Source organism: Mesorhizobium sp. B2-3-14 (assembly GCF_006442175.1).
Classification (GTDB): Bacteria; Pseudomonadota; Alphaproteobacteria; order Rhizobiales; family Rhizobiaceae; genus Mesorhizobium; species Mesorhizobium australicum.
In genome coordinates, this window is record NZ_VFVP01000006.1 from 244,364 (window position 1) to 268,727 (window position 24,364).

Below are 24,364 nucleotides of genomic sequence, written 5' to 3' on the forward strand. Positions count from 1 at the left end.
CGCTCTTCCCCTGAGCTACGGGCCGCCAACCTGTTTATATCAAGCTACCCGCCTTTTGTAAGGGCCGCGATTGTCGACGTCGCGGGTGACGCCGAGCGCGGGGCCGAGCAAACGGCTGATCGACAGGCCGCCGCGTTCCAGCGCCTGCAACGTGGCCGGATCGGTGACGGCGACGCTGGGATCGAGCGTCACCGCGCCGGCATTCGCAGCCCGAGGCACGGCAACGCCACCAGCAGCGACAGGAAACCCCTGATCGTCCTCAAGCCTGGAACCCCTCCCAATGCCGGCGATGCGACAGGCCTTGCGCGCTCCCGGCCAGTGCGGTGGAGCGGCCATGCGGCGCTGCCTGGCCGCAAAAATGCTGTGACTTGGAGCAACCATTGCGATACTTGTTTGTTGGATTGAGCCGGTCCTGCCGGAGCAATGGGGAAGTTCGCAGCACGAGGAGTTGCCATGCTCTGGAGAGGCCGTCGTCAGAGTGACAATATCGAGGACGACCGCAGCGATGGCGGCGGCGGCGGGATCGGTGGTGGCGGCGGCCAGTTCCGCATCCCGATCGGTGGCCGCGCCGGTGGCGGCGGTAGCATATTCCTCGTCATCCTGGTGGTGCTGGCCGGATGGTATTTCGGCTTTGATCCCTCAACGATCCTGGGCGGTGGCGACGGTGGCCTGCTGCCGGGCGGCGGTGGCCAGATATCGGACAACAGCGGCGGCCAGGACAGCGGCGCAACACCAGCCAATGACGAGATGAAGCAGTTCGTGGCGACCGTGCTCGCCGAGACGGAAGACACCTGGACCGGCATCTTCAAGTCGCAAGGCCTGACCTATGAGGACCCGAAGCTGGTGCTGTTTTCCGGCCAGGTCCGCTCCGCCTGCGGCTTTGCCTCGGCGGCGGCGGGACCGTTCTATTGTCCGGGCGACCACAAGGTCTATCTCGACATGACCTTCTTCCAGCAGCTCGACCAGCAGTTCGGCGCTTCCGGCGAGTTCGCCCGCGCCTATGTCATCGCGCACGAGGTCGGCCACCACGTGCAGAACCTCACCGGCATCATGGGGAAATTCAACCAGATGCGGCAAGGCATGAGCGAAGCCGATGCCAACCAGCTGTCGGTGCGCATCGAGCTGCAGGCCGACTGCTTCGCCGGCGTGTGGGCGCATTACACCGGGCAGAAGGGCCTATTGGAGCAGGGCGACTTCGAAAGCGCGCTGAACGCGGCCAAGCAGATCGGCGACGATACGCTGCAGAAGAAGATGCAGGGCTATGTCGTGCCGGAAAGCTTCAACCACGGCACCTCGCAGCAGCGGCAGACCTGGCTGACACGCGGATACAAGAGCGGCAAGCTTTCGGACTGCAACACGATGAGCGGCCCGCTCTAAGCAGCCGTTTTCGGACATGGACCTGGCGGCCAACGCGCCGTCAGGGAGTGTCAGGATCAAAGCTTCCTGCCTGTTCCCGCACTGTTCCTTTCCGCGGGCTCGCCTATAAGGTGCATCCGCCCGCGCCCCCCAGGCGGCCAGAGGAGCTTGACCCATCATGATCGATCCCAAAACCGCCAAGCGGGGCCTTGCGCTGGTTTTCACCACGCTGCTGCTCGATATCATCGGCTTCGGCATGATCATGCCGGTGCTGCCGGCCTTTCTCAGGGAATTGACCGGCGTCGGCATCAGCGAAGCGGCGATCGAGGGCGGCTGGCTGTTCTTCGTCTATGCGGCCATGCAGTTCTTCTTCGCGCCCATCATGGGCGGCCTGAGCGACCGGTTCGGGCGACGGCCGATCCTGCTTGCCTCGGTGCTGACCTTCTCCATCGACAATTTGATCTGCGCCATCGCCTGGTCCTATCCGATGCTGTTCATCGGTCGCGTCCTGGCCGGCATTTCGGGCGCCAGCTATTCGACGACGTCGGCCTTCATCGCCGATATTTCGAACGACGAGAACCGGGCGAAGAATTTCGGCCTGCTCGGCATCGCCTTCGGCGTCGGCTTCGTCATCGGGCCGGTGCTGGGCGGATTGCTCGGTACGTTCGGGCCGCGTGTGCCGTTCTTTTTCGCCGCCGGGCTCGCCTTCGTGAACTTCCTCATCGCAATGTTCTTCCTGCCCGAAACGCTCGATGAAAAGCACCGCCGCCGCTTCGAGTGGAAACGCGCCAACCCGGTCGGCACGCTTCTGCAGATGCGCCAATATCAGGGCATCGGCTGGATTGGGCTGGTCTTCTTCCTGATGACGCTCGGTCACATGATGTATCCGGCGGTGTGGTCGTTCGTCTCCAACTACCGCTACGGCTGGAGCGAGCAGCAGATCGGCTTCTCGCTCGGCGCTTTCGGCCTGTGCGGCGCCATCATCATGGGCACGGTGCTGCCGCGCGTCATCCCCAGGCTCGGCGAGTGGAGGACGGCGGTCATCGGCCTGACGTTCACCGCGGCCAGCGCCTTCGGCTATGCCTTCGCCTCGCAAGGCTGGATGGTCTACGCGGTGATCGTCGTCGGCTGCCTGGAAGCGCTGGCCGATCCGCCGCTGAGAAGCCTCGCCGCAGCCAAGGTTCCCCCTTCGGCACAAGGCGAATTGCAAGGCGCGATGACCTCGATCTTCTCGATCACCTCGATCGTCACGCCGCTGCTCTATACCGCGATCTTTTCCTGGTTCACCGGCCCCAGCGCGCCCGTCACCTTCGGCGGCGCGCCCTATCTGGTCGGTGCATGCTTCCTGGCGCTGGCGGTCATCGTCTTCGTCACCAAGGTGGCTAGGCCGGCGACAGTCATGACTGTCACGAACGATGTCGTGGAAGATGGAGCCCAGCTATGAGCGGGAGGCAAGTGAGGGGCGGCGCGACGCGTTTCAGGCCCTTTCCACCAGCAATTCCTCGCCGCGCTTTTCGCGGATGAGGTTGACGAAGCGGCGGAACAGGTAGTGCGAATCCTGTGGGCCGGGCGAAGCCTCGGGGTGATGCTGGACCGAGAACACCGGGCGGCCGGTCAACGCGATGCCGCAATTCGAGCCGTCGAACAGCGAGACATGGGTTTCCTCGACACCCGCGGGCAGCGAGTCGGCATCGACGGCAAAGCCGTGGTTCATCGAAACGATTTCGACCTTGCCGGTGGTGTGATCCTTGACCGGATGGTTGGCGCCGTGATGGCCCTGGTGCATCTTGGCGGTCTTGCCGCCCAGCGCCAGCGCCAGCATCTGGTGGCCGAGGCAGATGCCGAACACCGGAATGTCGGTCTTGAGCAGGTCCTGGATGACCGGCACGGCATAGTCGCCGGTGGCTTCCGGGTCGCCGGGGCCGTTGGAGAGGAAGATGCCGTCGGGCCGCATGGCGAGGATTTCTTCCGAGCCGGTGCTGGCCGGAACCACCGTTACCTTGGCGCCCAGACCGGCGAGCAGCCGCAATATGTTGCGCTTGACGCCGTAGTCGATGGCGACGACGTGCAGCGAAGGGTCGGCCTGTTCGCCAAAGCCTTCGTTCCACACCCAAGGCGTCTCGCGCCAGACAGAAGACTGGCCCGACGTGACCTCCTTGGCGAGATCGAGCCCGATCAGGCCCGACCAAGCGGCGGCACGCCGCTTCAGCTCGTCGAGGTCGAAGACGCCGTCGGGCGCGTGCGCGATGACGGCATTGGGCATGCCTTTTTCGCGGATCAGCGCGGTAAGCGCGCGGGTGTCGATGCCCGAGAGCGCGACGATGCCCCGCTTCTTCAGCCACTGGTCGAGATGGCCGGCGGCGCGGTAATTGGACGGGTTGGTGACATCGGCCTTGAACACGGCACCGACGGCGCCGGCACGAGCGGCCGGATTGAGGTCTTCGATGTCCTCGCCATTGGTGCCGATATTGCCGACATGCGGGAAGGTAAAGGTGACGATCTGGCCGGCATAGGACGGGTCGGTGAGGATTTCCTGGTAGCCGGTAAGTGCCGTGTTGAAGCAGACCTCGGCAACCGCCGAGCCGGTGGCACCGAGGCCGCGACCCTCGATGACGGTGCCGTCGGCCAGCACCAGAAGGGCGGTCGGCTTTTCAGTGGCCCAGGCGGGCGTCATCTCGGCCATGGCGGCACTCCTATCAAGCCGCGCGCTTCCATAGCCCGGCGGGCGTTGGCGCGGCAAACGGCGCGAAGCGGCGAATTCGCGGCCTCCACGCACCCAAGCTTCAGTTCATGCAAGGCCCAGTACATAGGGGAAGGGGACAGGGCGGTCAATGATCATGCGAAAGAGGGTCGCGATTTATTTCATTGAGGAATATCATAGGCTTGCCCTGGAATATCAGAGTTTGCGTTGGCCTGTACCCGGCGCTATTGTCCGCGCCGACCGAAGGAGAGAGAGCAATGCGCGCGAAAATCGCCGAATCCCTGAAGACCGCGATGAAGGCGCAGGACAAGCACCGGCTGCCGACATTGCGGCTGATCCAGGCCGCCATCCACGACCGCGACATCGCCAATCGCGGTGCCGGCAAGGAACCCGCCAGCGATGAGGAGATCCTGCAGATCCTGGCCAAGATGGTGAAGCAGCGCGAGGAATCGGCCAAGGCATTCGAGGACGGCAAGCGCCCGGAACTGGCCGCGCAGGAACGCGGCGAGATGGAGATCATCCGCGGCTTCCTGCCGACGCAGCTTGACGATGCCGCGGTCACGGCGGCGGCGCGCGAGGCGATAGCGGCGACCGGTGCGGCCAGCCAGAAGGACATGGGCAAGGTGATCGCGGCGCTGAAGCAGAAATATGCCGGCCAGATGGATTTCGGCAAGGCGAGCGGCATCGTCAAGGCGCTGCTGCAGTAGGGCTTTCTACTCTCGCGTCGTCGGCTTCCAACACGGCCACTCGACGCCAAGCTGCGGCTTGCTGTTAGACCCGAGGCTCCAACGCGCGGCGCAATGCGGGTGCTTCCCGCTGGATATGGTCCCACAAGCGATTGGCGATCGGGCCGTGCGGCCGGTCGCGGCGGCGCGCCACCACCAATTCGTCGGTGCGGCCCGGCAGATGACGGCCGGCTATGGATAACAGCTGGGCGTCGCGCAGCTCTTCCGCGATCAGGAAGTGAGGCAGGTGGCCCCAGCCGAGCCCTTGCAGGATGAGTTCCTTCTTCATGGCCTGATCGGGGACCAGACATCGCGGCGCGCCCTCGGCCACGAAATAGTCCTGTCGTGGCGAATGCAGGGCGGTGTCGCGCATCACGCACTGGGTGAATGCCTGCATCTTCTCCAGTGTGACCGGTTGGTCGACGCGCTCCGGCAGAAAGCCCGGCGCCACGACGGGAATGAACGACACCTTGCTGAGATCGATCCATTCCACCCGTACGTCGCCCTTGTCGATCCAGTGCAGGATGAGATCGGCTTTGTCGTCAAAAAGGCGTTCCCACGGGCCGCCGACGGCTTCGAAATGGAGATGCAGCCGCGTGCCGGGGCACTGGGCGAAGAACCGCCCAAGCATGCCCAGCACCTGCGGGCGCGGGCAGAGGTCGCCGATCACGACGTGGATATCGCTTTCCTCGCCCATCGAGAGCTGGGCGGCGTGGATGATCAGGCCTTCCAGTTCGCGCAGCAGCGATTTAGCCCGTCGATGGAACGACAGCCCCGCTTCCGTCGCCCGCACGCGATAGCCGCCGCGATCCAGGAGGACGAGGTCGAGCTGTCGTTCGAGCCTGGCGACGGCGGCGAACACCGCCGGATGCGAGCGATGGAGCAGGGCCGCGGCCGGCTGAAAGCCGCCGCAGCGGATCACCGCGTCGAAGCACTGGAGGTCGTGCAAGGTGAATTCGGCCATGTCAGCTTTGATTACAGAGATTGTCCTATCTTTGTAATATCACCAAATCCCAGCCACAGCTACGCTTTGCCTCATTCAACGTTCCAAAAGGATTTTAATCATGAGTGAGTTGAATTTCGTGACTGTCGGCGACGGCACGCGCATTGCCTACCAGCTCGACGGTGACGCTGGGCAACCGGTGCTGGTGCTGTCCAACTCCATCGCCACGACGCTGCACATGTGGGATGGCCAGATCGGCGAACTGTCCAGGCGTTTCCGCGTTCTGCGCTACGATTTTCGCGGCCATGGCGGATCGAGCGTGCCGATCGGCGCCTATTCGCTCGACCGGCTTGGCCGCGACGTGATCGAACTCATCGACGCGCTCGGCCTTGGCCAGGTGCATTTCCTCGGCCTGTCGCTGGGCGGTTTCGTTGGGCAGTGGCTTGGCATCCACGCGCCCGAGCGGGTCGACCGGCTGATCCTGAGCAACACTTCATCTCACCTCTCGCCGGCAAGTTATTTCGACGAGCGGATCGCCGTCGTGCGGCAGGCGCCGGACATGTCGGAAACCGCCGAAGTGTTCCTCAACAACTGGTTCCCGGCCGGCATGGTAGCGGCCAACGAGCCCGTCATCGAGAAATTCCGCGCCATGTTGCTTGAGATCGACCGTCTAGGCCTGGCGGGTCTGTTCGCCGCGGTTCGCGACGCCGACCTTCGCCGCACGGTGGCCCTGATCGACCGGCCGACATTGGTAATCGCCGGCCAGCACGACACGGTGACGGCGGCCAGCCACAGCGAACTGATCGCGGCAGCCGTGCCCGGGGTGAAGCTTGTCGTGCTGCCCGCGGTTCACCTGTCGAACGTGGAATACCCCACCGAGTTCATGCAGGCCGTGCTCGATTTCCTGCACTGAGCCGGAGCAGGGTGCCGTGGCTCCATCTCACGGCTCCTTGCACATCGGCAGTGGCTGCGGGGGCGCCGCCGGGTGGTCCTTCTTGTACTGGGCAATGACCGGCTCGAGGGTTTTTCGCGGCCAGAATTTCGGCGTACCGATCTCTTTCAGGCAGGATGCGTTCCAGTAGGTGCCTGAACCGGAATGGCCGTTTGCCACGGCGGCGATGTCGCGCGATTCCGGATAGATATAGAGCGTGGTGGGGTTGTCCTTCACCATCGAGATGAGCTGCCTGGCATCGGCCGGCGACCAGCTGGTGCAGCCATTGCTGCGGCCGCCGGCATAGTCCACCAGCTTGCCGAACGGCACGAAGCCGTCATGGTCGGCATAGGAACTGCTCGGGCTCTTGCGCAGGCACATGCCGCGCAGCACCTGCGCCGCGTGGCCGCCGATCACGCGCTGCCTTGCGTTGGCGGCTTCGCCTTCGCCGTCGAACTGGATGAAAGTGCGCTGGAAGGCCACGTCCTGTTTGGCGCCGATGCGATAATAGCCCTTGAACGAGGTTTTCGCCTCGCGGGTCATGTAGGGACCGCCGGCGGTCAGTTCCGAATCCATGGCATTGCCGAAATTCCTGGCGCAGCGCCTGCCATTGGAGAAATCCACCGTGCCTTTCAGGTTGCGGCCGCCGCCGTGACCCGACGAAATCGCGCGAAACGACTGGCTGGCCTCGCATACGATATAGTAGCGGCGCCCGAGCACGCCATTGCCCAAATCGCCGGGACGGGTGGCGTCCATGGCGAAGTAGCAGGGGTTCCGGACGACGCCCTGGGCGACTTTTTTCAGGTAAAGCGCGCGCGCCCGCTCCAGCACCACTTGTGAAATCTGGCCATCGCCATCTCCGACATGGGCCTGCAGCCAGGCCGGAATGGCCGATGGCGCGGCAAAGGACCGGGCCGATGCCATCAAGGCCATGACGACGACGAGGAGACCGAGGAACGTAACGACACCCAACGGGACAGATCTCAACCGCACCGGACCCATTCTCCTGTCGAAGCCGTTTGTGATCCCCGCGGAATCACCCGAGGCGATCATAAAACGCGGCGCGCCGTCAGGCGAAACACATCTTGTTTAGCGCACCGGCAAGTAGGCGCGAAAAGACCAGGCCGACGCGCAACCATCCATAAACGGACATGCTGGGTCAAGGCTTGCGGCGGGAGCCTCCATATCTACGAACGCCCGATTTTCGAGCCGGCGCGATTGGGCTATGATCTGATTCTGGCGCGGCCCACGCCTCCTCCCTCCGCCGGGAAAGCATCGTTCATGCGGGGCCATCCAATCACCGCACCGACTGTTCGAACACCAGGCATAAGGAGGGGTTGCAAAAACTGCTCGCACCAGGAGGTTTTGCGATGAGGCTGTTTTGGCCCGTCTATCATCTGAAGCGTCAAGCCAGGCTGTTGTCCCGCGAGGTGAAAATACCGCTCCACCAGGCGCTCGACCGTATCGCGGCACAAGAAGGTTTCGCGAGCTGGAGCCTGCTTGCGGCGAAGGCCGCGGAAACTGGGCCCGCAGGCAGATTGTTTGCACAACTGGCGCCCGGCGACCTCTTGCTGGTCGGCGCGCGGCCGGGCCAGGGCAAGACGCTGATGAGCCTGGAACTGGCGGTCGAAGCCATGAGGCGCGGCCGGCGCAGCGTGTTCTTCACGTTGGAATATACGCAGGCGGACATTCTCGACCGCTTCCGCGCGATCGGGGTCGAGCCACGGCAATTCGAGGGTCGGTTCGAATTCGACAGTTCCGATGCCATCTCGGCTGACTACATGGTGGCGCGGCTGACCTCGGCCGGAGCCGGCACGCTGGTGGTGATCGACTACCTGCAATTGCTCGACCAGAAGCGGGAAAATCCGGATCTGATGATCCAGGTACGCAGGCTGCGATCATTCGCGCGCGACAGGGGGCTTATCCTGGTCTTCATCGCGCAGGTCGACCGTTCGTACGAACTGTCGAAAAAACCAGTCCCCGATATCGACGATATCAGGCTGCCCAATCCGCTCGACCTGTCGCTGTTCAGCAAGACCTGCTTCCTGAACAAGGGAGAGATACACTTCCAGGCGGCTTGAGCCCCCTGCTGTCCAAGGCTATGCCTGCAGCGTTTTTCAGGAGGCATCGATCATGGTCGAGATCGTCAAACCGGCGCTTGAACATCTGCCGAGCTACAAGGCGGCGCTCGAACGCGGCTGGTCGCCGGACAATGTGCGGCTCCTGGACGCGACGCGCGAGCAGCTTGCGGCAATAGAGGAAGACCCGGTGGCGTTCCTGGCCAGCCTCGACGATCCCGAAGCCAAGGGGCCGCCCATCGCCTTGCCCGACGGGACACGGGTGCCACGCCTGCCGGGCTTCCGCCGCTGGATCTGGGACGGCGAGGCGGCGGGCTCGATCGGCTTTCGCTGGCAGAAGGGCACGGCGGGACTGCCTTCGCACGTGCTTGGTCATATCGGCTACGCCGTCGTGCCCTGGAAGCGGCAGCGCGGCTACGCCACCGAAGCGTTGCGGCTGATGCTGGACGAGGCGAGGGCGGTAGGCCTTCCCCATATCGAGATCACCGCCAAGCCGGGCAATCCGGCCTCGCACAAGGTGATCCTGGCCAATGGCGGCAAACTCGTCGAGCGCTTCTTCGAGGACGCCGCCTATGGCGGGGTGCAGAGCCTGCGGTTCCGGATCGATTTGTAAGAGGCGGTTTGGAAACTCCACGCCGGCGGCCATCTGATGGCGTTTTCCGCGCCTATCGCCTTTCGGGCTGGTCGCCCAGCCAGTCGGCGAGCGATGCGCGATGGGTGCCGGCCCTGCCGGTGAATGCCTCGGCGGACAGCATGGAGTTCAGCACCGCCTCCTGCGTCGCTTCCGCCGCCGCCCGGAACAGGATGTCGATGCGTGCTTCGTTGAGCGCGAGCAGCGGCACCAGATCGCGGTTTTCATCGTGGTCGACCGGGTTGCCGGTGCTGAAGGCGATGGCGATGTCCCCGCTGCCATTGCCCCAGAAGGAACCGAGCCTGGCGATGCCGGCGCCCGCACGGCGCGCCAGGCGCTCGAGCTGGCGGTGTTCGAGCGGCACATCGGTCGCCAGAACGACGATGATCGAGCCGCGTTCGGCCTCGGCCTGCCGCCTGGGGTCGGGCCGGCGCCCATCGGCAGGACGAGGTCGCCGGCCCTGCCGAAATTCGACAGGACGAGAACGCCAAGATGATGTCCGCCGGCGAGCGCGATTTTCCTGGAGGTCGAGCCGACGCCGCCCTTGAAGCCGAAGCAGCTCATTCCCGTTCCGGCGCCGATATTGCCCTGTTCGAACGCGCCTTCTCGGGCATCCGCCAGCGCGGCAAGGGCATGCTGCTCTGATATTGCCATGGCCTGGATGTCGTTCAACGGACCGTCATTGCATTCACCGACCACCGGATTGACCGTTCCGGTGGTGCGGCCGATATCGGGGTTCTGGCGGATGGCGTCACGGATCAGCGCCGTGGCGCAGGTGCCGACCGAGAGCGTGTTGGTCAAGAGAATAGGCGTCTCGATGGTACCGAGTTCCTTGACCTGCATTAGCCCGACGGTCTTGCCGAAGCCGTTGATGACATGGCTGGCCGCCATCACCTTGCGGCGGAACAGGTTTCCGCCATGCGGCAGGATCGCGGTCAGGCCGGTGTTGATGTCGCCGTCGCGCAGCGTGCGGTGACCGACGCGCACGCCAGGCACATCGGTGATGGCGTTGTGCGTGCCCGCCTGCAAGGTGCCGCAGGTCAGGCCGAAATCGGCGACAGTCCTTGCCATCTTATTCGGCGGCCGCCGGTACTGGCGGGCCGATGTCGCTGCGCCGTTCCCAGAGATGGGAGATGACAGCCACGATGACGGCGACCAGCATCGCAAAGGCGCCAACAAGCGACAGGCTGCGATAGCCGTAGCCGGCATTGAGCATGGCGGCGCCCAGCGATGCGGCCAGCGCGATGCCGATATTGAAGCCGGACGGGATGAGCGAGGCGGAGAGGTTGGAGGCGTCGGCCGTCCAGGCCAGGATGCGGGTCTGGATCGGCGTGCCGATGGCGAAGTTGAGGCCGCCCCAGACGATGATCGCGACGACCATCGGTACGGGATAGGGGCTGACGGCATAGATGATGGCCAGCGTCACCGCCTGCAGGGCAAGCATGGTGATCAGCGACGGCATCAGTTTCCAGTCGGACAGTTTGCCGCCCAGGAAGACGCCAAGCGTGGCGCCGACGCCGTTGAGCAGCAGCACCCAGGGCACCAGGTTTTCATCGAGCCCGGTGACCTCCAGCAGCGTCGGGGTGATGTAGGTGAACAGGCAGAACTGGCCGAGCATCAGCATCAGCATCAGGATCAGCGAAGTCCAGACCTGCTGGCGCGCCAGGACGCGGACCTCGCTGGCAAGGCTCGCCGACCTGGCCTGATATCCGGTGGTGCGCGGCAGCAAGGCCGCCATGGCGAGCGTTGCCGCCACGCCCAGCGCGCACATCACCCAGAAGGTCGCGCGCCAGCCCCAGATGTTGCCGATGGCGGTGCCGGCCGGCACGCCGATAACGTTGGAGACGGTGAGACCCGACAGGATGACGGCGACCGCCATGCCGCGCTGATCCTCGCGCACAAGGCCGACGGCGACCACCATGGCGACGCCGAAATAGGCGCCATGCGCGACAGCCACGGCAATGCGCAGCAACAGCATCGAGGTGAAGTCGGGTGCCAGCGCGCAGGCCGCCTGACCGAGGGTGAAGACGACGGCGAGGCCAAGCAGCAAGGTCTTGCGCGGCAGGCTCTTGGTGGCAAGCGCCAGCAGCGGCCCGCCGATGGCGATGCCGCAGGCATAGCCGGAGACGAGGTAGCCGGCGGAAGGAACCGAAACGCCTAGCCCCTGCGCCACCTGCGGCAGCACGCCGGCGATGACGAATTCGGTGGTGCCGAAAGCGAAGGCGGCGATGAACAGGGCGATGAGCGGCAGCGACATGAAAAGGAACCCCCGAATGCAGGGCTCAAACCATGGATGGCCTTGGCAGGCAATCCAGAAATTTTTGTCGCCGGTTTAGGTTTTCTTGACGGGACCGATCGATCGCAAGCCCTTCAAGTCACGGATTTGCGTCCGTAAGGAATCTTCAGCCATGCCCGCTCATGAAAATAATAGAGCAGCGACTTGGTGAAGACCTCCGTCACCCCGATGGCGGCCGCAAGCTTGATGCTTCCGGTCACCACCAGCGAGATGATCATCGTATCGATGGTGCCGGTCACGCGCCAGGAAAGCGCCTTGGCGAAACTGCGCGAATGGGTATCCATCGATTTCCTCCCGGTGGAAACGGATGCTTAGCCGACGGATGGCTGGATAAGCAAAGGCTAAATTTGGCGCGCTTTCCCGAATGATGGAAGCGTGTTCCAAATCGGTGCGATTGCAGGAAGCTTCCGCCAGTCAGCTCGCCTTCAGCCGCGATCCCGTGAGCAGGCCGCGCTCTTCCAGAACCGGGTAGGCCATCGAGGCCAGCAGCGAGTTGATCTGCTTCAGGTCGCGGATGGTGTCGAGGTGGATCGAGCTGGTTTCGACGCTTTTGGCGGTGCCTTCGCGCAGGCGCATAAAATGGCTGGCGCTGGTTTCCTTCTCGCGGTCGCGCAGCCGGTCCTTTTCCAGCACGAGCTGGCGCGCGGTTTCGGGATCGCGCGAGACCAGGACGTTGAAGGCGAGCCGGGCATTGGCCAACACCGAGCCATGGAAGGCGCACAATTCGCTCCAGCCTTCGTCGGTGAATTCCAGCCCGCGGTCGAATTTCTTCTTCACATGCACCAGCATGTTGCGCACGATGATGTCGCCGACCTGCTCGAGCTTGACGCAGGCGCCGATCAGCTCCTGGCAGCGCAGCGCCTCGTCTTCGGTCATCGGATTCCTGCTGACCTTGGCGAGGTAGAGCTTTATGGCCGCGTGCCTGCGGTCGACACGGTCGTCGAGGGCCGCCAGCGCCTTGATCTTGTCCGAGTCTGCGTCCTCGTAGAGTTCGATGATGCGCTTGAGCATGATCTCGACCGTCTCGCAGACACGCACCACCTCGCGTGTGGCGTTGGCCAGGGCCTGGCTCGGCACATCGATCGCGCTTTCGTTGAGCGCCGACAGTTCGACGACGTCGAGCGCAGCGGCCGGCGCCGGTTTGGCGCCGAGCGCCACGATCCTTTCGGAGGCTCGGTAGACCAGACCGGCCAGCGGCAGGCCGGCGAGCAGGATGACCACGTTGAACAGGATATGGGCGTTGACGATCTGATCGGCCGCCGTCGGGCCGAGGAAGGCAACATGCGGCCGGAAGATCATGAACAGGATCAGCATGATCAGCGAACCCAGCCCGCGCATCAAGAGATTGCCGACCGGCACGACACGCACTTCGGGACTGGCCGAGCGTGTCAGCATCGGCGCGATCAGCGACGAACCGAGATTGACGCCGAGGATGAGGACAAGGCCGAGTTCAGGGCTGATCAAGCCACGGCCGGCCAGCGTCGCCATCAACAGCACCGCCGCGATGCTCGACTGGAACAGCCAGGTGATCATTGCCGCCAGCAGGTACGCGGTGATCGAATCGGTGGAGAAGTAATTGAGGATGACCGGCAGCAGCTGGCTGTTGCGCAGCGGCTCGGACGCCTGGCCGATCATTTCGAGGGACAGGATCAGGAGACCGATGCCGACCAGGATGCGGCCGGTCTGGCGCCAGTCGCGCCGCTCCGTGGCCATGAACATCACCGTGCCGGCAATCAGGCAGAGCGGCACCAACAGCGTGAGGTCGAAGGTCAGAAGCTTGACCACCAGAGCCGAGCCGATCTCGGCGCCACGCACGGCCAACTGACCGGCGGCGCCCGAGACGATGCCTGAACCGGCGAAGGAGCCGACCAGCAAGGTGACGGCGGTGGAGCTTTGCAGCGCGATCGCAAGGCCGGTGCCGGCCAGCACCGCCATGATCGGATTGCGCATGGTGGCGCGCAGGCGATGACGCAGCACGTCGCCATAGGCCCGTTCGACGCCGGTCTTGACCATGCGGGTGGCAAACAGCATCAGCGCCACCGCGCCGGCCAGATGCAGGAGGACGACCGAGCCGCTCATCGCGGGGCCTGCATGGCGGCATGGCGCGCGCGGCGGGCAGCATGGCGACCGGTGGTTAAAGCGAGGGTACGAATCATGGTCATGGCAGCCTTGGAATATAGCCGGAATATTTTAGCCGGATAATAAAAATTTGTCGATTTCAAGGGCTCGTCGCGAGGCGACGGCCGGTGTCGGAAAATGGACGGGTCCGCAAATGGTTGCACGGGCTTGAGCCGTGGGTCGGCCGGACCTGCGAGGGTGTTGGCGCCGCTGCTTGCGCTTATGTTCAAATATTCGGACTAAACAGCGAGATTCATTACACAATTGTAATGCTGGCGTTCAGTTTCGGTTCATCCCCTGGCGGCTATTCCTCTGGCATCGACAACCAAGGAGACTTCCGATGAAACGCATTGTTCTTTCCGCTCTGGCTTTCTCGATGCTGGCCGCCACCTCACTCACCGGCCAGGCAGCGCCGATGAATGCTCCGGTCGCGCCACAGTCGAACTACACCAAGGTCGACTGGCAGAGGCCCGGCGACCACCGGGATATGAAAAAGCGTGTGTTCAAGAAGAAGGTCGTGGTGAAGCGGAACAACTGGCGCAATGGCCAGAAATATTCCGGCTGGAGGCAGCACCGGCCGATCCGCGACTATGGCCGCTATGGCCTGCACCGTCCCGGCCGCGGCCAGGAATGGATCCGCGTCGGCAAGGACTATGTGCTGGTCGGCATCCTCTCCGGCGTCGTCTTCGGCGCGCTTGCCGCGCAGTAAGTTCCGACTGGTGCCGGACTGAAAAAGAAAGGCGGTCCGCAATGGCCGCCTTTCTATCTGGCCTGTGGAAACCGGGCATCGTCCGCATTAGGGGTCGTCTGAAATCGCGGGCATGATTATATGGTGGGGAAACGAGTTCCCTAATGCGCTTTCCACCCGCCTTTCTCGACGAGATCCGCGACCGCGTGCCGATTTCATCGGTTATCGGCCTGCGCGTCGCGTGGGATCGCAAGAAGACCAATGCCTCGCGTGGCGATTATTGGGCGTGCTGCCCGTTTCATGGCGAAAAGAGCCCGTCTTTCCACTGCGAGGACAGGAAGGGGCGCTACCACTGTTTCGGCTGCTCGGTCTCGGGCGACCATTTCAAGTTCCTCACCGAACTCGAGGGACTGAGCTTTCCCGAGGCGGTCGAGAAGATCGCCGACATGGCCGGCGTGCCGATGCCGGTTCGCGATGCGCAGGAAGAGCGGCGCGAGAAGGAACGCGCCAGCCTGACCGACGTCATGGAAATGGCGACCGTCTTCTTCCAGGAACGCCTGCAAGGGCCTGAAGGCGCCAAAGCCCGCGCCTATCTGCGCGACCGTGGGCTGACGCCGGCGACGCAGCAGTCGTTCCGGCTCGGCTTCGCGCCCGACAGCCGCAATGCGCTGAAGGAACATCTGGCGGCCAAGGGCGTGCCGAAGGCCGATATCGAGGCCTGCGGGCTGGTGCGCCATGGCGACGATATCCCGGTCTCCTATGACTGGTTCCGCGACCGCATCATGTTTCCGATCCCGGATTCGCGCGGCAAGATCATCGCCTTCGGTGGCCGCGCGCTGGCGCCCGACGCGCTCGCCAAATACATGAACTCGCCCGACACCGAGCTCTTCCACAAGGGCAATGTCCTCTACAATTTCGCCCGCGCCCGCAAGGCATTGGCGAAAGGCGGTACGGTCATCGCCGTCGAGGGCTACATGGACGTGATCGCGTTGGCGCAGGCCGGCTTCGAGAATGTCGTGGCGCCGCTCGGCACCGCGCTTACCGAAAACCAGCTCGAATTGTTGTGGCGCATGGCGCCGGAGCCGATGCTGTGCTTCGACGGCGACAAGGCCGGGCTGAAGGCGGCGTGGCGGGCCGCCGACATGGCGCTTCCGTCGGTACAGGCCGGACGCTCGGCGCGCTTCGCGCTGCTGCCGGAAGGCAAGGATCCCGACGACCTGGTCAAGGCCGAGGGGCCGGATGCCTTCCGCGCCGTGCTGGCCGATGCGCGGCCGCTGGTCGACCTCCTGTGGATGCGGGAGACGGCGGGCGGCGTCTTCGACACGCCGGAGCGGCGGGCGGAATTGGGACAGACGCTGCGGGAACTCAGCAGCCGCATCCGCGACGAAAGCACGCGCTACCACTACCAGCAGGAAATGCGCGAGCGGGTGCTGAGCTTCTTCGGCTCGCAGCGCAATGCGCGCCAAGGCCGCCAGGACTGGAAACCGGGGCAGGGCAAGGCAACCGCACCCGGTGGCCAATTCGCCAAGCCTGGTGGCGGCCGCATGGCGATCACCGAAAGCCTCGGCCAGTCGGCGCTGGTCAAGCGCGGCAGCGAAGGGATGTCGGTGCGCGAGGCGACGATCATCGTCGCCTTGATCAACCATCCGGCGCTGATCGACGAGAACTTCGCTCATGTCGAGTTCCTCGATCTCGCCAATTCCGATCTGACCCGGCTGCATGCCGCCATCCTCGATGCGATGGCGCATGACATGGCCAACGACCGCCACGCCGTGGTGGCGACGATCGAGCGGGCCGGCTGCGCCGAGATCTGGGAGCGCGCCGTCGGCCTGATCAAGCGGGCGCGGCAATGGCCGGCGCTGGAGACGGCGGCGCTCGAGGATGCCCGCGACGCCCTGAACCAGGCGTTGCACTTGCAGCGCAGCGCGCGCACCTTACATAAGGAGCTGAAACAGGCGGAAGCGGCGCTCGAGGCGGACCCTTCGGACGAAAATTTCCGCCATCTGATCGAAATTCAGGCGCAGTTTCAGGATGTACAAGCGACGGAAGCGCTGATCGAAGGATTTGGCGTTTCGTCGGGCAGGGCTGGGCGAGCCTAAGTGCAGCTGAGTGCAGGAATGAAGGCGCGGCCGCGCTTCCCTTGGGGGCGCGGTGCGCTAAGTCGGGTAATTGATTCGCTTTTTTCATGCGAATCATGCCAGAGGCGCTTGACCTTCGGACAGAATGACGGAATCAGGACGATTCGAAACGTTAACCCGCACCCGCGTCGACGGGAAACAAGCGATGCAAGGTACTTGGTCACTGGACAGGCGGCCCGCCTGCCACAGATATCAGGGTTAATCTGGACTTAATGTATGCCGCCCAAGAGTGAAACCCGGTTTTGGGGCAACGGCATGCACCAAACAAAAGAGTGGATGCAGTTTGTGGGCCGGGTAAGGCGCGTTTAGAAAACGGGCGTATCCGATTTGACTGGTCCGACAGCTTACGCGGCCCCGATGGCCGGCCGCTAGGAGAAGATAAAGACTATGGCGACAAAGGAAAAGGAAGAGGTCGAGACCGAACGCGAAGGCGCCACCGATGGGCCTCTGCTCGACCTTTCCGATGATGCTGTCAAGAAGATGATCAAGGCCGCCAAGAAGCGCGGCTATGTCACCATGGACGAGCTGAATTCGGTGCTGCCTTCCGAGGAAGTGACCTCCGAGCAGATCGAGGACACGATGGCGATGCTGTCCGACATGGGCATCAACGTCGTCGAGGACGACGAGCAGGGCGAAGAGGCCGAGGCCAGCGACACCGCCGCCGATGCCGAGGAAGACGCCAACGAGCTGGCCGAGCAGACCGGCACCGCGGTCGCCGCCACCACCACCAAGAAAGAGCCGACCGACCGCACCGACGATCCGGTGCGCATGTATTTGCGCGAGATGGGCTCGGTCGAGCTTCTGTCGCGCGAAGGCGAAATCGCCATCGCCAAGCGCATCGAGGCCGGGCGCGAGACGATGATTGCGGGCCTGTGCGAAAGCCCGCTGACCTTCCAGGCCATCATCATCTGGCGCGACGAGCTCAACGAATCCAAGATCCTGCTGCGCGAGATCATCGACCTCGAAGCCACCTATGCCGGCCCCGAAGCCAAGCAGGCGCCGGTGGTCGAACGCGTCGAGGAAGCACCCAAGGTCGAGGAAAAGTCGCGTCGCGGACGCGATGACGAAGACGACATCACCAATGTCGGCGCCGACACGCGCGGCATCGGCGATGATGACGAGGAAGACGAGGACGAGGCGAGCCTGTCGCTGGCGGCGATGGAAGCGGAACTCCGCCCTCAGGTGATGGAGACGCTCGACGTCATCGCCGACACCTACAAGAAGCTCAGGAAGCTGCAGGACCAGCAGGTCGAGAACCGTCTGGCCGCCGCCGGCACGCTGTCGCCCAGCCAGGACCGCCGGCTGAAGGAGCTGAAGGACCAGCTGATCAAGGCGGTGAAGTCGCTGTCGCTCAACACGGCGCGCATCGAGGCGCTGGTCGAGCAGCTCTACGACATCAACAAGCGGCTGGTGCAGAACGAGGGCAAGCTGTTGCGCCTGGCCGAAAGCTATGGCGTGCGCCGCGAGGAATTCCTGAAGGAATATCAGGGCTCGGAACTCGACCCCAACTGGACGCGTTCGATCGCCAACCTGACCTCGCGCGGCTGGAAGGAATTCACCAAGAACGAGAAGGACGCGATCAAGGATTTGCGCGCCGAGATCCAGAATCTGGCCACGGAAACGGCCATTTCGATCCTGGAATTCCGAAAGATCGTCAACCAGGTGCAGAAGGGCGAGCGCGAAGCCGCGATCGCCAAGAAGGAAATGGTCGAGGCCAATCTGCGCCTCGTCATCTCCATCGCCAAGAAATACACCAATCGTGGCCTGCAGTTCCTCGACCTGATCCAGGAAGGCAATATCGGCCTGATGAAGGCCGTCGACAAATTCGAGTACCGCCGCGGCTACAAGTTCTCGACCTACGCGACATGGTGGATCAGGCAGGCGATCACGCGTTCGATCGCCGACCAGGCGCGCACCATCCGCATTCCGGTGCACATGATCGAGACGATCAACAAGATCGTGCGCACCTCGCGCCAGATGTTGCACGAGATCGGCCGCGAGCCGACGCCGGAGGAACTGGCCGAGAAGCTCGCCATGCCGCTCGAAAAAGTGCGCAAGGTCTTGAAGATCGCCAAGGAGCCGATCTCGCTCGAAACGCCTGTGGGCGACGAGGAGGATTCGCATCTGGGCGATTTCATCGAGGACAAGATGGCGATCCTGCCGATCGACGCGGCGATCCAGGCCAATCTGCGCGAGACCACCACGCGCGTTCTGGCTTCGCTCACCCCGCGCGAGGAGCGCGTGTTGCGCATGCGCTTCGGCATCGGCATGAACACCGACCACACGCTGGAAGAGGTCGGCCAGCAGTTCTCGGTCACCCGCGAGCGTATCCGCCAGATCGAAGCCAAGGCGCTGCGCAAGCTCAAGCACCCGAGCCGCTCGCGCAAGCTGCGCAGCTTCCTCGATAGCTGAGTTCATTTTTGTCGCGAACAGTTAAGGGCGCCGATCGGCGCCCTTTTTCGTTTCGGGCGTCAAAGCAACGGCACGTTCAGCCGCGCGCCCTTGACGGTGATGCCGCCCCGGTTGCCGATCTCTATCGAGCCATAGCGCTGCCGGAAGCAGTCCGGCAGCGGACGGTCGCCGGGGACCGACAGCCACAGGCGCAGCATATGGCGCCGCTTGTCGGGATCCGGCCAATCGCGAAAGCCCATGCGGTCGTGAAGCAGCGAATGATTGTAGACGAACTGCATGTCGCCAGGCCGGAGCCGCATCGACAGGTTCAGCCTGACATCATTGGCAAGGCTGTCGAAAAGATCCAGCGCCTCGACATGGGCTGGAGTGAGGCGCATGGCATCGGGGAAGCGCTGCGCGCTGTCGATGTACTGACGCTGATAGATGCCGGTCAGCAGTCCGGCATGCCAGTTGAGCACCGGGATTTCGAAGTAGGGCTTTTCGCCTTCCGGGATCTCGCCGCGCCGGTCGGTGGCAATCGGATCGAACAGCAGGCGGACCAGATCGGGCCGTCTCTTGCGCATCTCGTTGTAGATCGTCACCGTGCTCACCAGCAGGGACTCGCCGCCCTGCATGGCATCGCGCAGGCAGAGCAGGCCGACGACATCGGCGGAATCGGTGTGAAATGTCTGGCGTTCCGACGTCTGGTAGATGCGTGTCCTGGGGTCCTTGGCGTCGGCGCCGATGTCGCGGACATGGCCGAGTATATGGCCCTGGGCATTCTGGGACCGAGCGCTTCCCAGATGGGCGCCAACCCCGCGGAAGATCGTTGCCGCCATCTCGGTGGAATATCTCTCGACCGGGAGACCGCGCAGCACCTCGAAGCCAATTCCGGCAATCAGTTTTTCGCGAAGCGCGGCAAGGTGGCCGGCAAGCCGGGGCAAGGGGAAATCAGCCTTGGTCAGACTGCTGATATCGTGCGAGCCGGCGAGAAAGCCGGTTGCGGCAGCTTCCAACTCCGCGACGTCCTCTGGCTCCAGGTCGACCAGCCATTTTTCAGGATGCTTCGCCATGTCCTCGCCGACCCAGGCGGCGGGAATTTCGATCTGTTCCGGCGGCAGCTCTGATGTCTCGCGCATGAAGCTCTCCTGCGGCTGGGTTGGCCCGGATGAGGTATTGCCGGCCTGGGGGCCACGACGGAGATTGCCGCACTCAGGCGGGTTTTTAAACCGGCTTTACCTGACCGCCGCCGGCTGATTTGCGGTTGATGCCTGCGAGCGCCTTTGTTGCGTCGGCTGGCGTGAGGTCGCACTCACACGGCATTGGTCCCGCGCAGTAGCGCTTGCAGGACGTCGGCAGCGGGAGGATACTCCTGCGTCGGATGCATTTTCGGGCGACAACCCCCGGAAGCCAGCCCCGGCCGAGGCCGTGTCGACAAGCCCATGGCCTGAGTGCCGTGCTCCGTGGCCCCGGAGAGAGGCCTACCATGACGACCTACATCATGCTGATGAACTGGACCGAGCACGGCGCCAAGAACGTGCGCGACTCGCCCAAGCGCCTCGACGCCGCCAGGAAGCAACTGGGCGAGATGGGAGGATCGTTCAAGTCGTTCTACCTGACCATGGGCGAATTCGATATGGTGGCGGTGGTCGAGGCGCCCGACGATGCGGTGCTGGCGCGTTTCGCGCTGATGCTGGCCGCGGGCGGCAATATCAGGTCGCAGACGATGAAGGCTTTCCCGGAGCTCGCTTACCGCGAGATCATCTCGTCGCTTGGATGACGGTATCCGCCTTGCGCAAACAGGTCGGCACGGTCAATCCCGCATCGGTCCATTGCGCCGCGATTGGCGGACGCCTGACAATCAAGAAGGACAAGGCCCGGCAACGGGTTTTGCCACCTGCCCAACGGGCGCCTCTGTGAAGAGTGGGCGCTGTTTCGCGACAACAGACGCGTCGGGCCGTCATGCATCGGAACTGAGGCGCGGACTTCCCTTGGGCGATCTCGCAACCGTGCCTGGCGGTGTGGTCGATGACATGGCGTGCCATCATGATAGGGTGAGCCATGACCCATTCCCATTCGCATCTTTGGCCCGGCGTACCGCTTGCCCTCGGCTCAGCCGTCTTGTTCGGCGCGACGCCGCCCCTGTCCAAGCTGCTGCTCGACAGCGTCAATCCGTTCATGCTTGCGGGCCTGCTATATCTCGGCGCGGGCCTTGGCCTTGCCCTCTATCGCCTGTTGCGCGACCGGCAAGCCAATGCCGGCGAGGCGCGACTGGCCGCCGAGGATATTCCATGGCTTGCACTGGCCATCGGCATGGGCGGCATTGTTGGACCGGTCCTGCTGATGTTCGGCCTCATCCTCAACACGGCATCCAGTTCTGCATTGCTGCTCAACCTCGAAGGGCTGGCAACGATGGCGATCGCCTGGCTCGTCTATCGCGAAAATGTCGACCGGCACCTGCTTTTCGGTGCCTTCGCCATTCTCACTGGCGCTGTTTTGCTTTCGTGGCAAGGTAATGGCGTCACTTTCAACCTTGGCGCGTTGCTGGTCGCGGGGGCGTGCCTGGCATGGGGACTCGACAACAATTTCACGCGCCGGATATCGGCCACAGACCCGGTGGTGATCGCCATGCTGAAGGGGCTCGTGGCCGGTGCCGTCAATGTCGGCCTGGCATTGATCGGCGGCGCCTCGCTTCCCGCCGCGCCGATTGTCGCCTCGGCGGCGGCTGTCGGTTTCTTCGGCATCGGCGTCAGCCTGGTGATGTTCATCCTGGCGCTGCGCCATCTCGGAACGGCGCGCACCGGAGCCTATTATTCGCTGGCGCCGTTCATCGGTGCCTTGCTGGCCATCGTCATGCTCGGCGATGCCGTGACGCTGAAGCTGGCGATTGCCGGGTTGCTGATGGGCGTCGGGCTCTGGTTGCATCTGTCGGAACGCCACGATCACGAGCATGAGCACGAGGCGCTGGAGCATGAGCACAGCCATGTGCATGACGAGCACCACCAGCATCATCATGACGGGCCGGTGACGAAGCCGCATTCGCACTTGCACCGGCATGCGCCGCTGCGCCACAAGCATCCGCATTATCCCGATCTGCACCACCGGCACGATCACGGCTGACACATGTCCAGGCCCGTGCTGACCGTCTGGTACAACACGCGCTGCCCCGTCTGCGATGCCGGCATCGGTCGGCAGAAGCGGCGGCTGGTCGAGGCGGTCAAGGCCGGTCGGATCGAATTCCGCGACATCAACCTGGAGCCGGATGCGCTGTCGTCGCGTGGCATCGCGCTGGAGGACATCCGCTGCCGGCTGCATGCGACCGACGCCCAGGGCAGGCTGCTGGTCGGTGCAGACGTGGCCATCGCGGTCTGGCTGACCACGCCTGGCGAGGGATGGCTGGCGCGCCTGTTCGGCAATCGGCTCATGCTGCCGCCGACCCGCATTGCCTACGATCGCTTCGCCGATCTGCTGTACGGCTGGAATCGGCGCAAGGGCCGCTGGTAGCCCATTCACACACCATCCATTCCTGCCGCGCCTGACGCCTCGACGCCACCCCTTGGTTCAGATACATCGTAAGATATATCTTGACTCACCGACAGGGTGTTCCTAATTAAGATATATCGTGAGATAGAACTCAAGGAGCAATCAATGCACAAGCACAATTTTGGGCACAATCATTCCGACCGTCATCATTTCGGCGAGCGCATGTTCATGCACATGGCCGGCAAGTTCGGTGGCAGGGGGAGCGGCGGCTTCGGTCCGTTCGGGGGCAGGGGCGGCGGCGGCCGCGGTGGACCTGGCGACTTCTTTCGCGCCGGGCGCATGCTGGCCGACGGCGACCTCAAGCTGATCACGCTGTCGCTGCTGGCCGAGGCGCCGCGTCACGGCTACGACATCATCAAGGCGCTGGAAGAGCGCACCAGCGGCATCTACACCCCGAGCCCGGGCGTGGTCTACCCGACGCTGACCTTCCTGGAAGAGGCTGGCTATGCCGTGTCGTCGAGCGAAGGCAACAAGAAGGTGTTCTCGATCACCGAGGCCGGGCAGGCGCATCTGGCCGACAATCGCGAGATGATCGACGGCGTGCTCGATCATCTCGAGCGGTTCGGCCGCAAGATGGCCAAGGCGCGCGACTGGTTCGGCTGGAACGACGACGGCGAGGATCGTCGCGGCGGCCGGGGTGGACGTGGCGAGCGCTCCGAAACGCGCGACGAATTCCGCGCCATCCGCCACCGGCTGCGCGCGGCACTCGGCGAGATCGTCGATGCCCCGGCCGAAAAGCAGGCCGAGGCGATCGCCATTCTGGAAGCCGCCGCCGAAGCGCTGGAAGCGCTGACACATCGCTGAACCCACGATGCGGCGCGTCTCCTGAAGCGCGAAAGCTCAACAAAAAGCCCGGGGAGATCCGGGCTTTTCTCGTCAGGGCAGGTCGGCATCATTCCTTGCCGACATATTCACTGATCAGCTTCTCGTGCGCGCCTTCTCGATCTTGGCGGTCCCGGCGGAGATGCGCTCGTCGGTGCGGTACTTGACCAGGTTCACGAGGCTGCCGGTGAGCAGCAGGATGCCCATGGCCCAGTAGCCGATAGCAGGAATGAACCTCGTTCAAGACCTTTTGAACACTGTTCACGATACCCTGGATGTGGTAAACGAAGCGGCGTCGGGTCGAAAACAGCAGGTCATCTGCAAGGCGCGCTCATTCAGAAGGAAAGCATGGCACTCGACAAGGAAGAGACGGGCGAGCGGGTGCTGGCCATTGCCGAAGCGCTGCTCAACGAGGGCGGCATGGACAATCTGAAGGCCAGGACCATTGCCGAACAGGCGGGCATCTCGGTCGGCTCGGTCTACAACCTGTTTTCCGATCTGGACGGGGTGCACCGCGCCGTCAACATGCGCTTGCTCGACCGGCTGGGGGGCGCGGGCGCCGCGGCGATGGCCGAGCTTGCGAGGCGCGGCATCACCGACGTGCGCCAGCGGCTTTTGGCACTGGCCGGCGCCTATGTTCGCTTCGTCGAGGCGCATCCCGGCAGCTGGCCGGCGCTGCTTGCCTTCAACAGGAGGCGTCCGGTGCTGACCGAGCCCGATGTCTACGAGGCGCGGCTCGACCAGCTGTTCGAGATCATCGCCAGCGTGCTTGCCGATGGCGGCTTCGATCTCGACGAGGACACGCGCCGGATCGCCGCGCGAACCCTCTGGTCAAGCGTACATGGCATCGTCACCAGCGGCTATGCCGCCAGGTCCGACCGCCGCCAGACCGATGAGATCGGCCAGCAGATCGAGCTCCTGGTCTCCGTCTTCATCAGGGGACTGGAACGCGGCGGCACATTCGCGCATGCTGGAGGAACAACGTCGTGAATCGCACGCGAAC

General features: G+C 63.9%; 23 protein-coding genes and 1 pseudogene. 15 read left to right on the forward strand and 9 right to left on the reverse strand.

Translation table 11 applies throughout. From position 1 onward, the window contains the following. Positions 1–39: 39 nt before the first annotated feature. Positions 40–336: a hypothetical protein gene (locus tag FJ950_RS18105; RefSeq protein WP_140617782.1), complete on the reverse strand. Its 297-nt coding sequence runs from the start codon at positions 334–336 to the stop codon at positions 40–42. A 117-nt stretch (positions 337–453) separates the two neighbouring features. On the opposite strand from FJ950_RS18105, the gene FJ950_RS18110 reads away from it, so the two are divergent. Both FJ950_RS18110 and FJ950_RS18115 read left to right on the forward strand, forming a co-directional pair. Continuing rightward, on the forward strand, positions 454–1,377 hold the full coding sequence (locus FJ950_RS18110) for a neutral zinc metallopeptidase (RefSeq protein ID WP_140617783.1): 924 nt from the start codon (positions 454–456) through the stop codon (positions 1,375–1,377). A 157-nt stretch (positions 1,378–1,534) separates the two neighbouring features. Next, positions 1,535–2,800 (forward strand): TCR/Tet family MFS transporter, encoded by a 1,266-nt coding sequence (locus FJ950_RS18115; RefSeq protein WP_140617784.1) that lies wholly within the window; start codon positions 1,535–1,537, stop codon positions 2,798–2,800. A gap of 33 nt (positions 2,801–2,833) precedes the next feature. Here FJ950_RS18115 and carA read toward each other — a convergent pair whose 3' ends face one another. After that, entirely contained in the window at positions 2,834–4,039 is a 1,206-nt protein-coding gene (gene carA, locus FJ950_RS18120; RefSeq protein ID WP_140617785.1) for a glutamine-hydrolyzing carbamoyl-phosphate synthase small subunit, read from the reverse strand. A 275-nt stretch (positions 4,040–4,314) separates the two neighbouring features. Between carA and FJ950_RS18125 the strand changes: the two genes are divergently transcribed. Beyond that, complete coding sequence (locus FJ950_RS18125; RefSeq protein WP_015316206.1) at positions 4,315–4,764, forward strand: GatB/YqeY domain-containing protein; 450 nt, start codon at positions 4,315–4,317, stop codon at positions 4,762–4,764. Between the two features lie 64 nt (positions 4,765–4,828). Here the strand turns inward: FJ950_RS18125 and FJ950_RS18130 are convergent, their stop codons facing one another. Beyond that, complete coding sequence (locus tag FJ950_RS18130) at positions 4,829–5,746, reverse strand: LysR family transcriptional regulator (RefSeq protein WP_140617786.1); 918 nt, start codon at positions 5,744–5,746, stop codon at positions 4,829–4,831. A 100-nt stretch (positions 5,747–5,846) separates the two neighbouring features. On the opposite strand from FJ950_RS18130, the gene FJ950_RS18135 reads away from it, so the two are divergent. Next, the gene (locus tag FJ950_RS18135; RefSeq protein ID WP_140617787.1) at positions 5,847–6,638 is read left to right on the forward strand and encodes an alpha/beta fold hydrolase; all 792 of its coding nucleotides are present in this window, start codon (positions 5,847–5,849) and stop codon (positions 6,636–6,638) included. 27 nt (positions 6,639–6,665) lie between these two features. On the opposite strand, the gene FJ950_RS18140 is transcribed toward FJ950_RS18135, so the two are convergent. Further along, the gene (locus FJ950_RS18140; RefSeq protein ID WP_140617788.1) at positions 6,666–7,649 is read right to left on the reverse strand and encodes a hypothetical protein; all 984 of its coding nucleotides are present in this window, start codon (positions 7,647–7,649) and stop codon (positions 6,666–6,668) included. Positions 7,650–8,026: 377 nt separating this feature from the next. Here FJ950_RS18140 and FJ950_RS18145 point away from each other — a divergent pair, with 377 nt between their 5' ends. Together FJ950_RS18145 and FJ950_RS18150 are read left to right on the forward strand one after the other, a co-directional pair. After that, a complete protein-coding gene (locus FJ950_RS18145) occupies positions 8,027–8,737 on the forward strand; it encodes a DNA helicase (RefSeq protein WP_140617789.1) in 711 nt (236 codons plus the stop codon). Between the two features lie 52 nt (positions 8,738–8,789). Continuing rightward, positions 8,790–9,347 (forward strand): GNAT family N-acetyltransferase, encoded by a 558-nt coding sequence (locus tag FJ950_RS18150; RefSeq protein WP_140617790.1) that lies wholly within the window; start codon positions 8,790–8,792, stop codon positions 9,345–9,347. Between the two features lie 52 nt (positions 9,348–9,399). Here FJ950_RS18150 and FJ950_RS18155 read toward each other — a convergent pair. The 4 genes and pseudogenes from FJ950_RS18155 to FJ950_RS18170 form a co-directional block, all read right to left on the reverse strand. After that, a pseudogene (locus tag FJ950_RS18155) lies at positions 9,400–10,436 on the reverse strand (P1 family peptidase). Between the two features lies 1 nt (position 10,437). Beyond that, complete coding sequence (locus FJ950_RS18160) at positions 10,438–11,622, reverse strand: MFS transporter (RefSeq protein ID WP_140617791.1); 1,185 nt, start codon at positions 11,620–11,622, stop codon at positions 10,438–10,440. A 113-nt stretch (positions 11,623–11,735) separates the two neighbouring features. After that, positions 11,736–11,945: a DUF2061 domain-containing protein gene (locus tag FJ950_RS18165; protein WP_015316213.1), complete on the reverse strand. Its 210-nt coding sequence runs from the start codon at positions 11,943–11,945 to the stop codon at positions 11,736–11,738. 130 nt (positions 11,946–12,075) lie between these two features. After that, positions 12,076–13,740 carry a Na/Pi cotransporter family protein gene (locus FJ950_RS18170; protein ID WP_140617792.1) on the reverse strand — a complete coding sequence of 555 codons (1,665 nt, stop codon included), beginning with the start codon at positions 13,738–13,740 and terminating at the stop codon, positions 12,076–12,078. 379 nt (positions 13,741–14,119) lie between these two features. Between FJ950_RS18170 and FJ950_RS18175 the strand changes: the two genes are divergently transcribed. The 3 genes from FJ950_RS18175 (at position 14,120) to rpoD (ending at position 19,017) form a co-directional block, all read left to right on the forward strand. Continuing rightward, positions 14,120–14,488, forward strand: coding sequence for an RcnB family protein (locus tag FJ950_RS18175; protein ID WP_140617793.1), 369 nt, complete (start codon positions 14,120–14,122; stop codon positions 14,486–14,488). Positions 14,489–14,631: 143 nt separating this feature from the next. Continuing rightward, complete coding sequence (gene dnaG / locus FJ950_RS18180) at positions 14,632–16,566, forward strand: DNA primase (RefSeq protein ID WP_140617794.1); 1,935 nt, start codon at positions 14,632–14,634, stop codon at positions 16,564–16,566. 426 nt (positions 16,567–16,992) lie between these two features. Further along, on the forward strand, positions 16,993–19,017 hold the full coding sequence (gene rpoD, locus FJ950_RS18185; protein ID WP_140617795.1) for an RNA polymerase sigma factor RpoD: 2,025 nt from the start codon (positions 16,993–16,995) through the stop codon (positions 19,015–19,017). 59 nt (positions 19,018–19,076) lie between these two features. Here the strand turns inward: rpoD and FJ950_RS18190 are convergent, their stop codons facing one another. After that, positions 19,077–20,135 carry a TauD/TfdA family dioxygenase gene (locus FJ950_RS18190; RefSeq protein ID WP_140617796.1) on the reverse strand — a complete coding sequence of 353 codons (1,059 nt, stop codon included), beginning with the start codon at positions 20,133–20,135 and terminating at the stop codon, positions 19,077–19,079. A gap of 347 nt (positions 20,136–20,482) precedes the next feature. Between FJ950_RS18190 and FJ950_RS18195 the strand changes: the two genes are divergently transcribed. The 6 genes from FJ950_RS18195 (at position 20,483) to FJ950_RS18220 (ending at position 24,351) form a co-directional block, all read left to right on the forward strand. Continuing rightward, a complete protein-coding gene (locus tag FJ950_RS18195; protein WP_015316219.1) occupies positions 20,483–20,776 on the forward strand; it encodes a GYD domain-containing protein in 294 nt (97 codons plus the stop codon). Positions 20,777–20,893: 117 nt separating this feature from the next. Further along, positions 20,894–21,028 (forward strand): hypothetical protein, encoded by a 135-nt coding sequence (locus FJ950_RS29830; protein ID WP_246681337.1) that lies wholly within the window; start codon positions 20,894–20,896, stop codon positions 21,026–21,028. Between the two features lie 29 nt (positions 21,029–21,057). Next, positions 21,058–22,116, forward strand: coding sequence for a DMT family transporter (locus FJ950_RS18205; RefSeq protein ID WP_140617797.1), 1,059 nt, complete (start codon positions 21,058–21,060; stop codon positions 22,114–22,116). Between the two features lie 3 nt (positions 22,117–22,119). Next, positions 22,120–22,500, forward strand: a complete 381-nt coding sequence (locus FJ950_RS18210; protein WP_181171303.1) for a DCC1-like thiol-disulfide oxidoreductase family protein — start codon at positions 22,120–22,122, stop codon at positions 22,498–22,500. A 144-nt stretch (positions 22,501–22,644) separates the two neighbouring features. Then, complete coding sequence (locus FJ950_RS18215; RefSeq protein WP_140617798.1) at positions 22,645–23,343, forward strand: PadR family transcriptional regulator; 699 nt, start codon at positions 22,645–22,647, stop codon at positions 23,341–23,343. Positions 23,344–23,709: 366 nt separating this feature from the next. Continuing rightward, on the forward strand, positions 23,710–24,351 hold the full coding sequence (locus FJ950_RS18220) for a TetR/AcrR family transcriptional regulator (protein ID WP_140617799.1): 642 nt from the start codon (positions 23,710–23,712) through the stop codon (positions 24,349–24,351). Positions 24,352–24,364 lie beyond the last annotated feature (13 nt).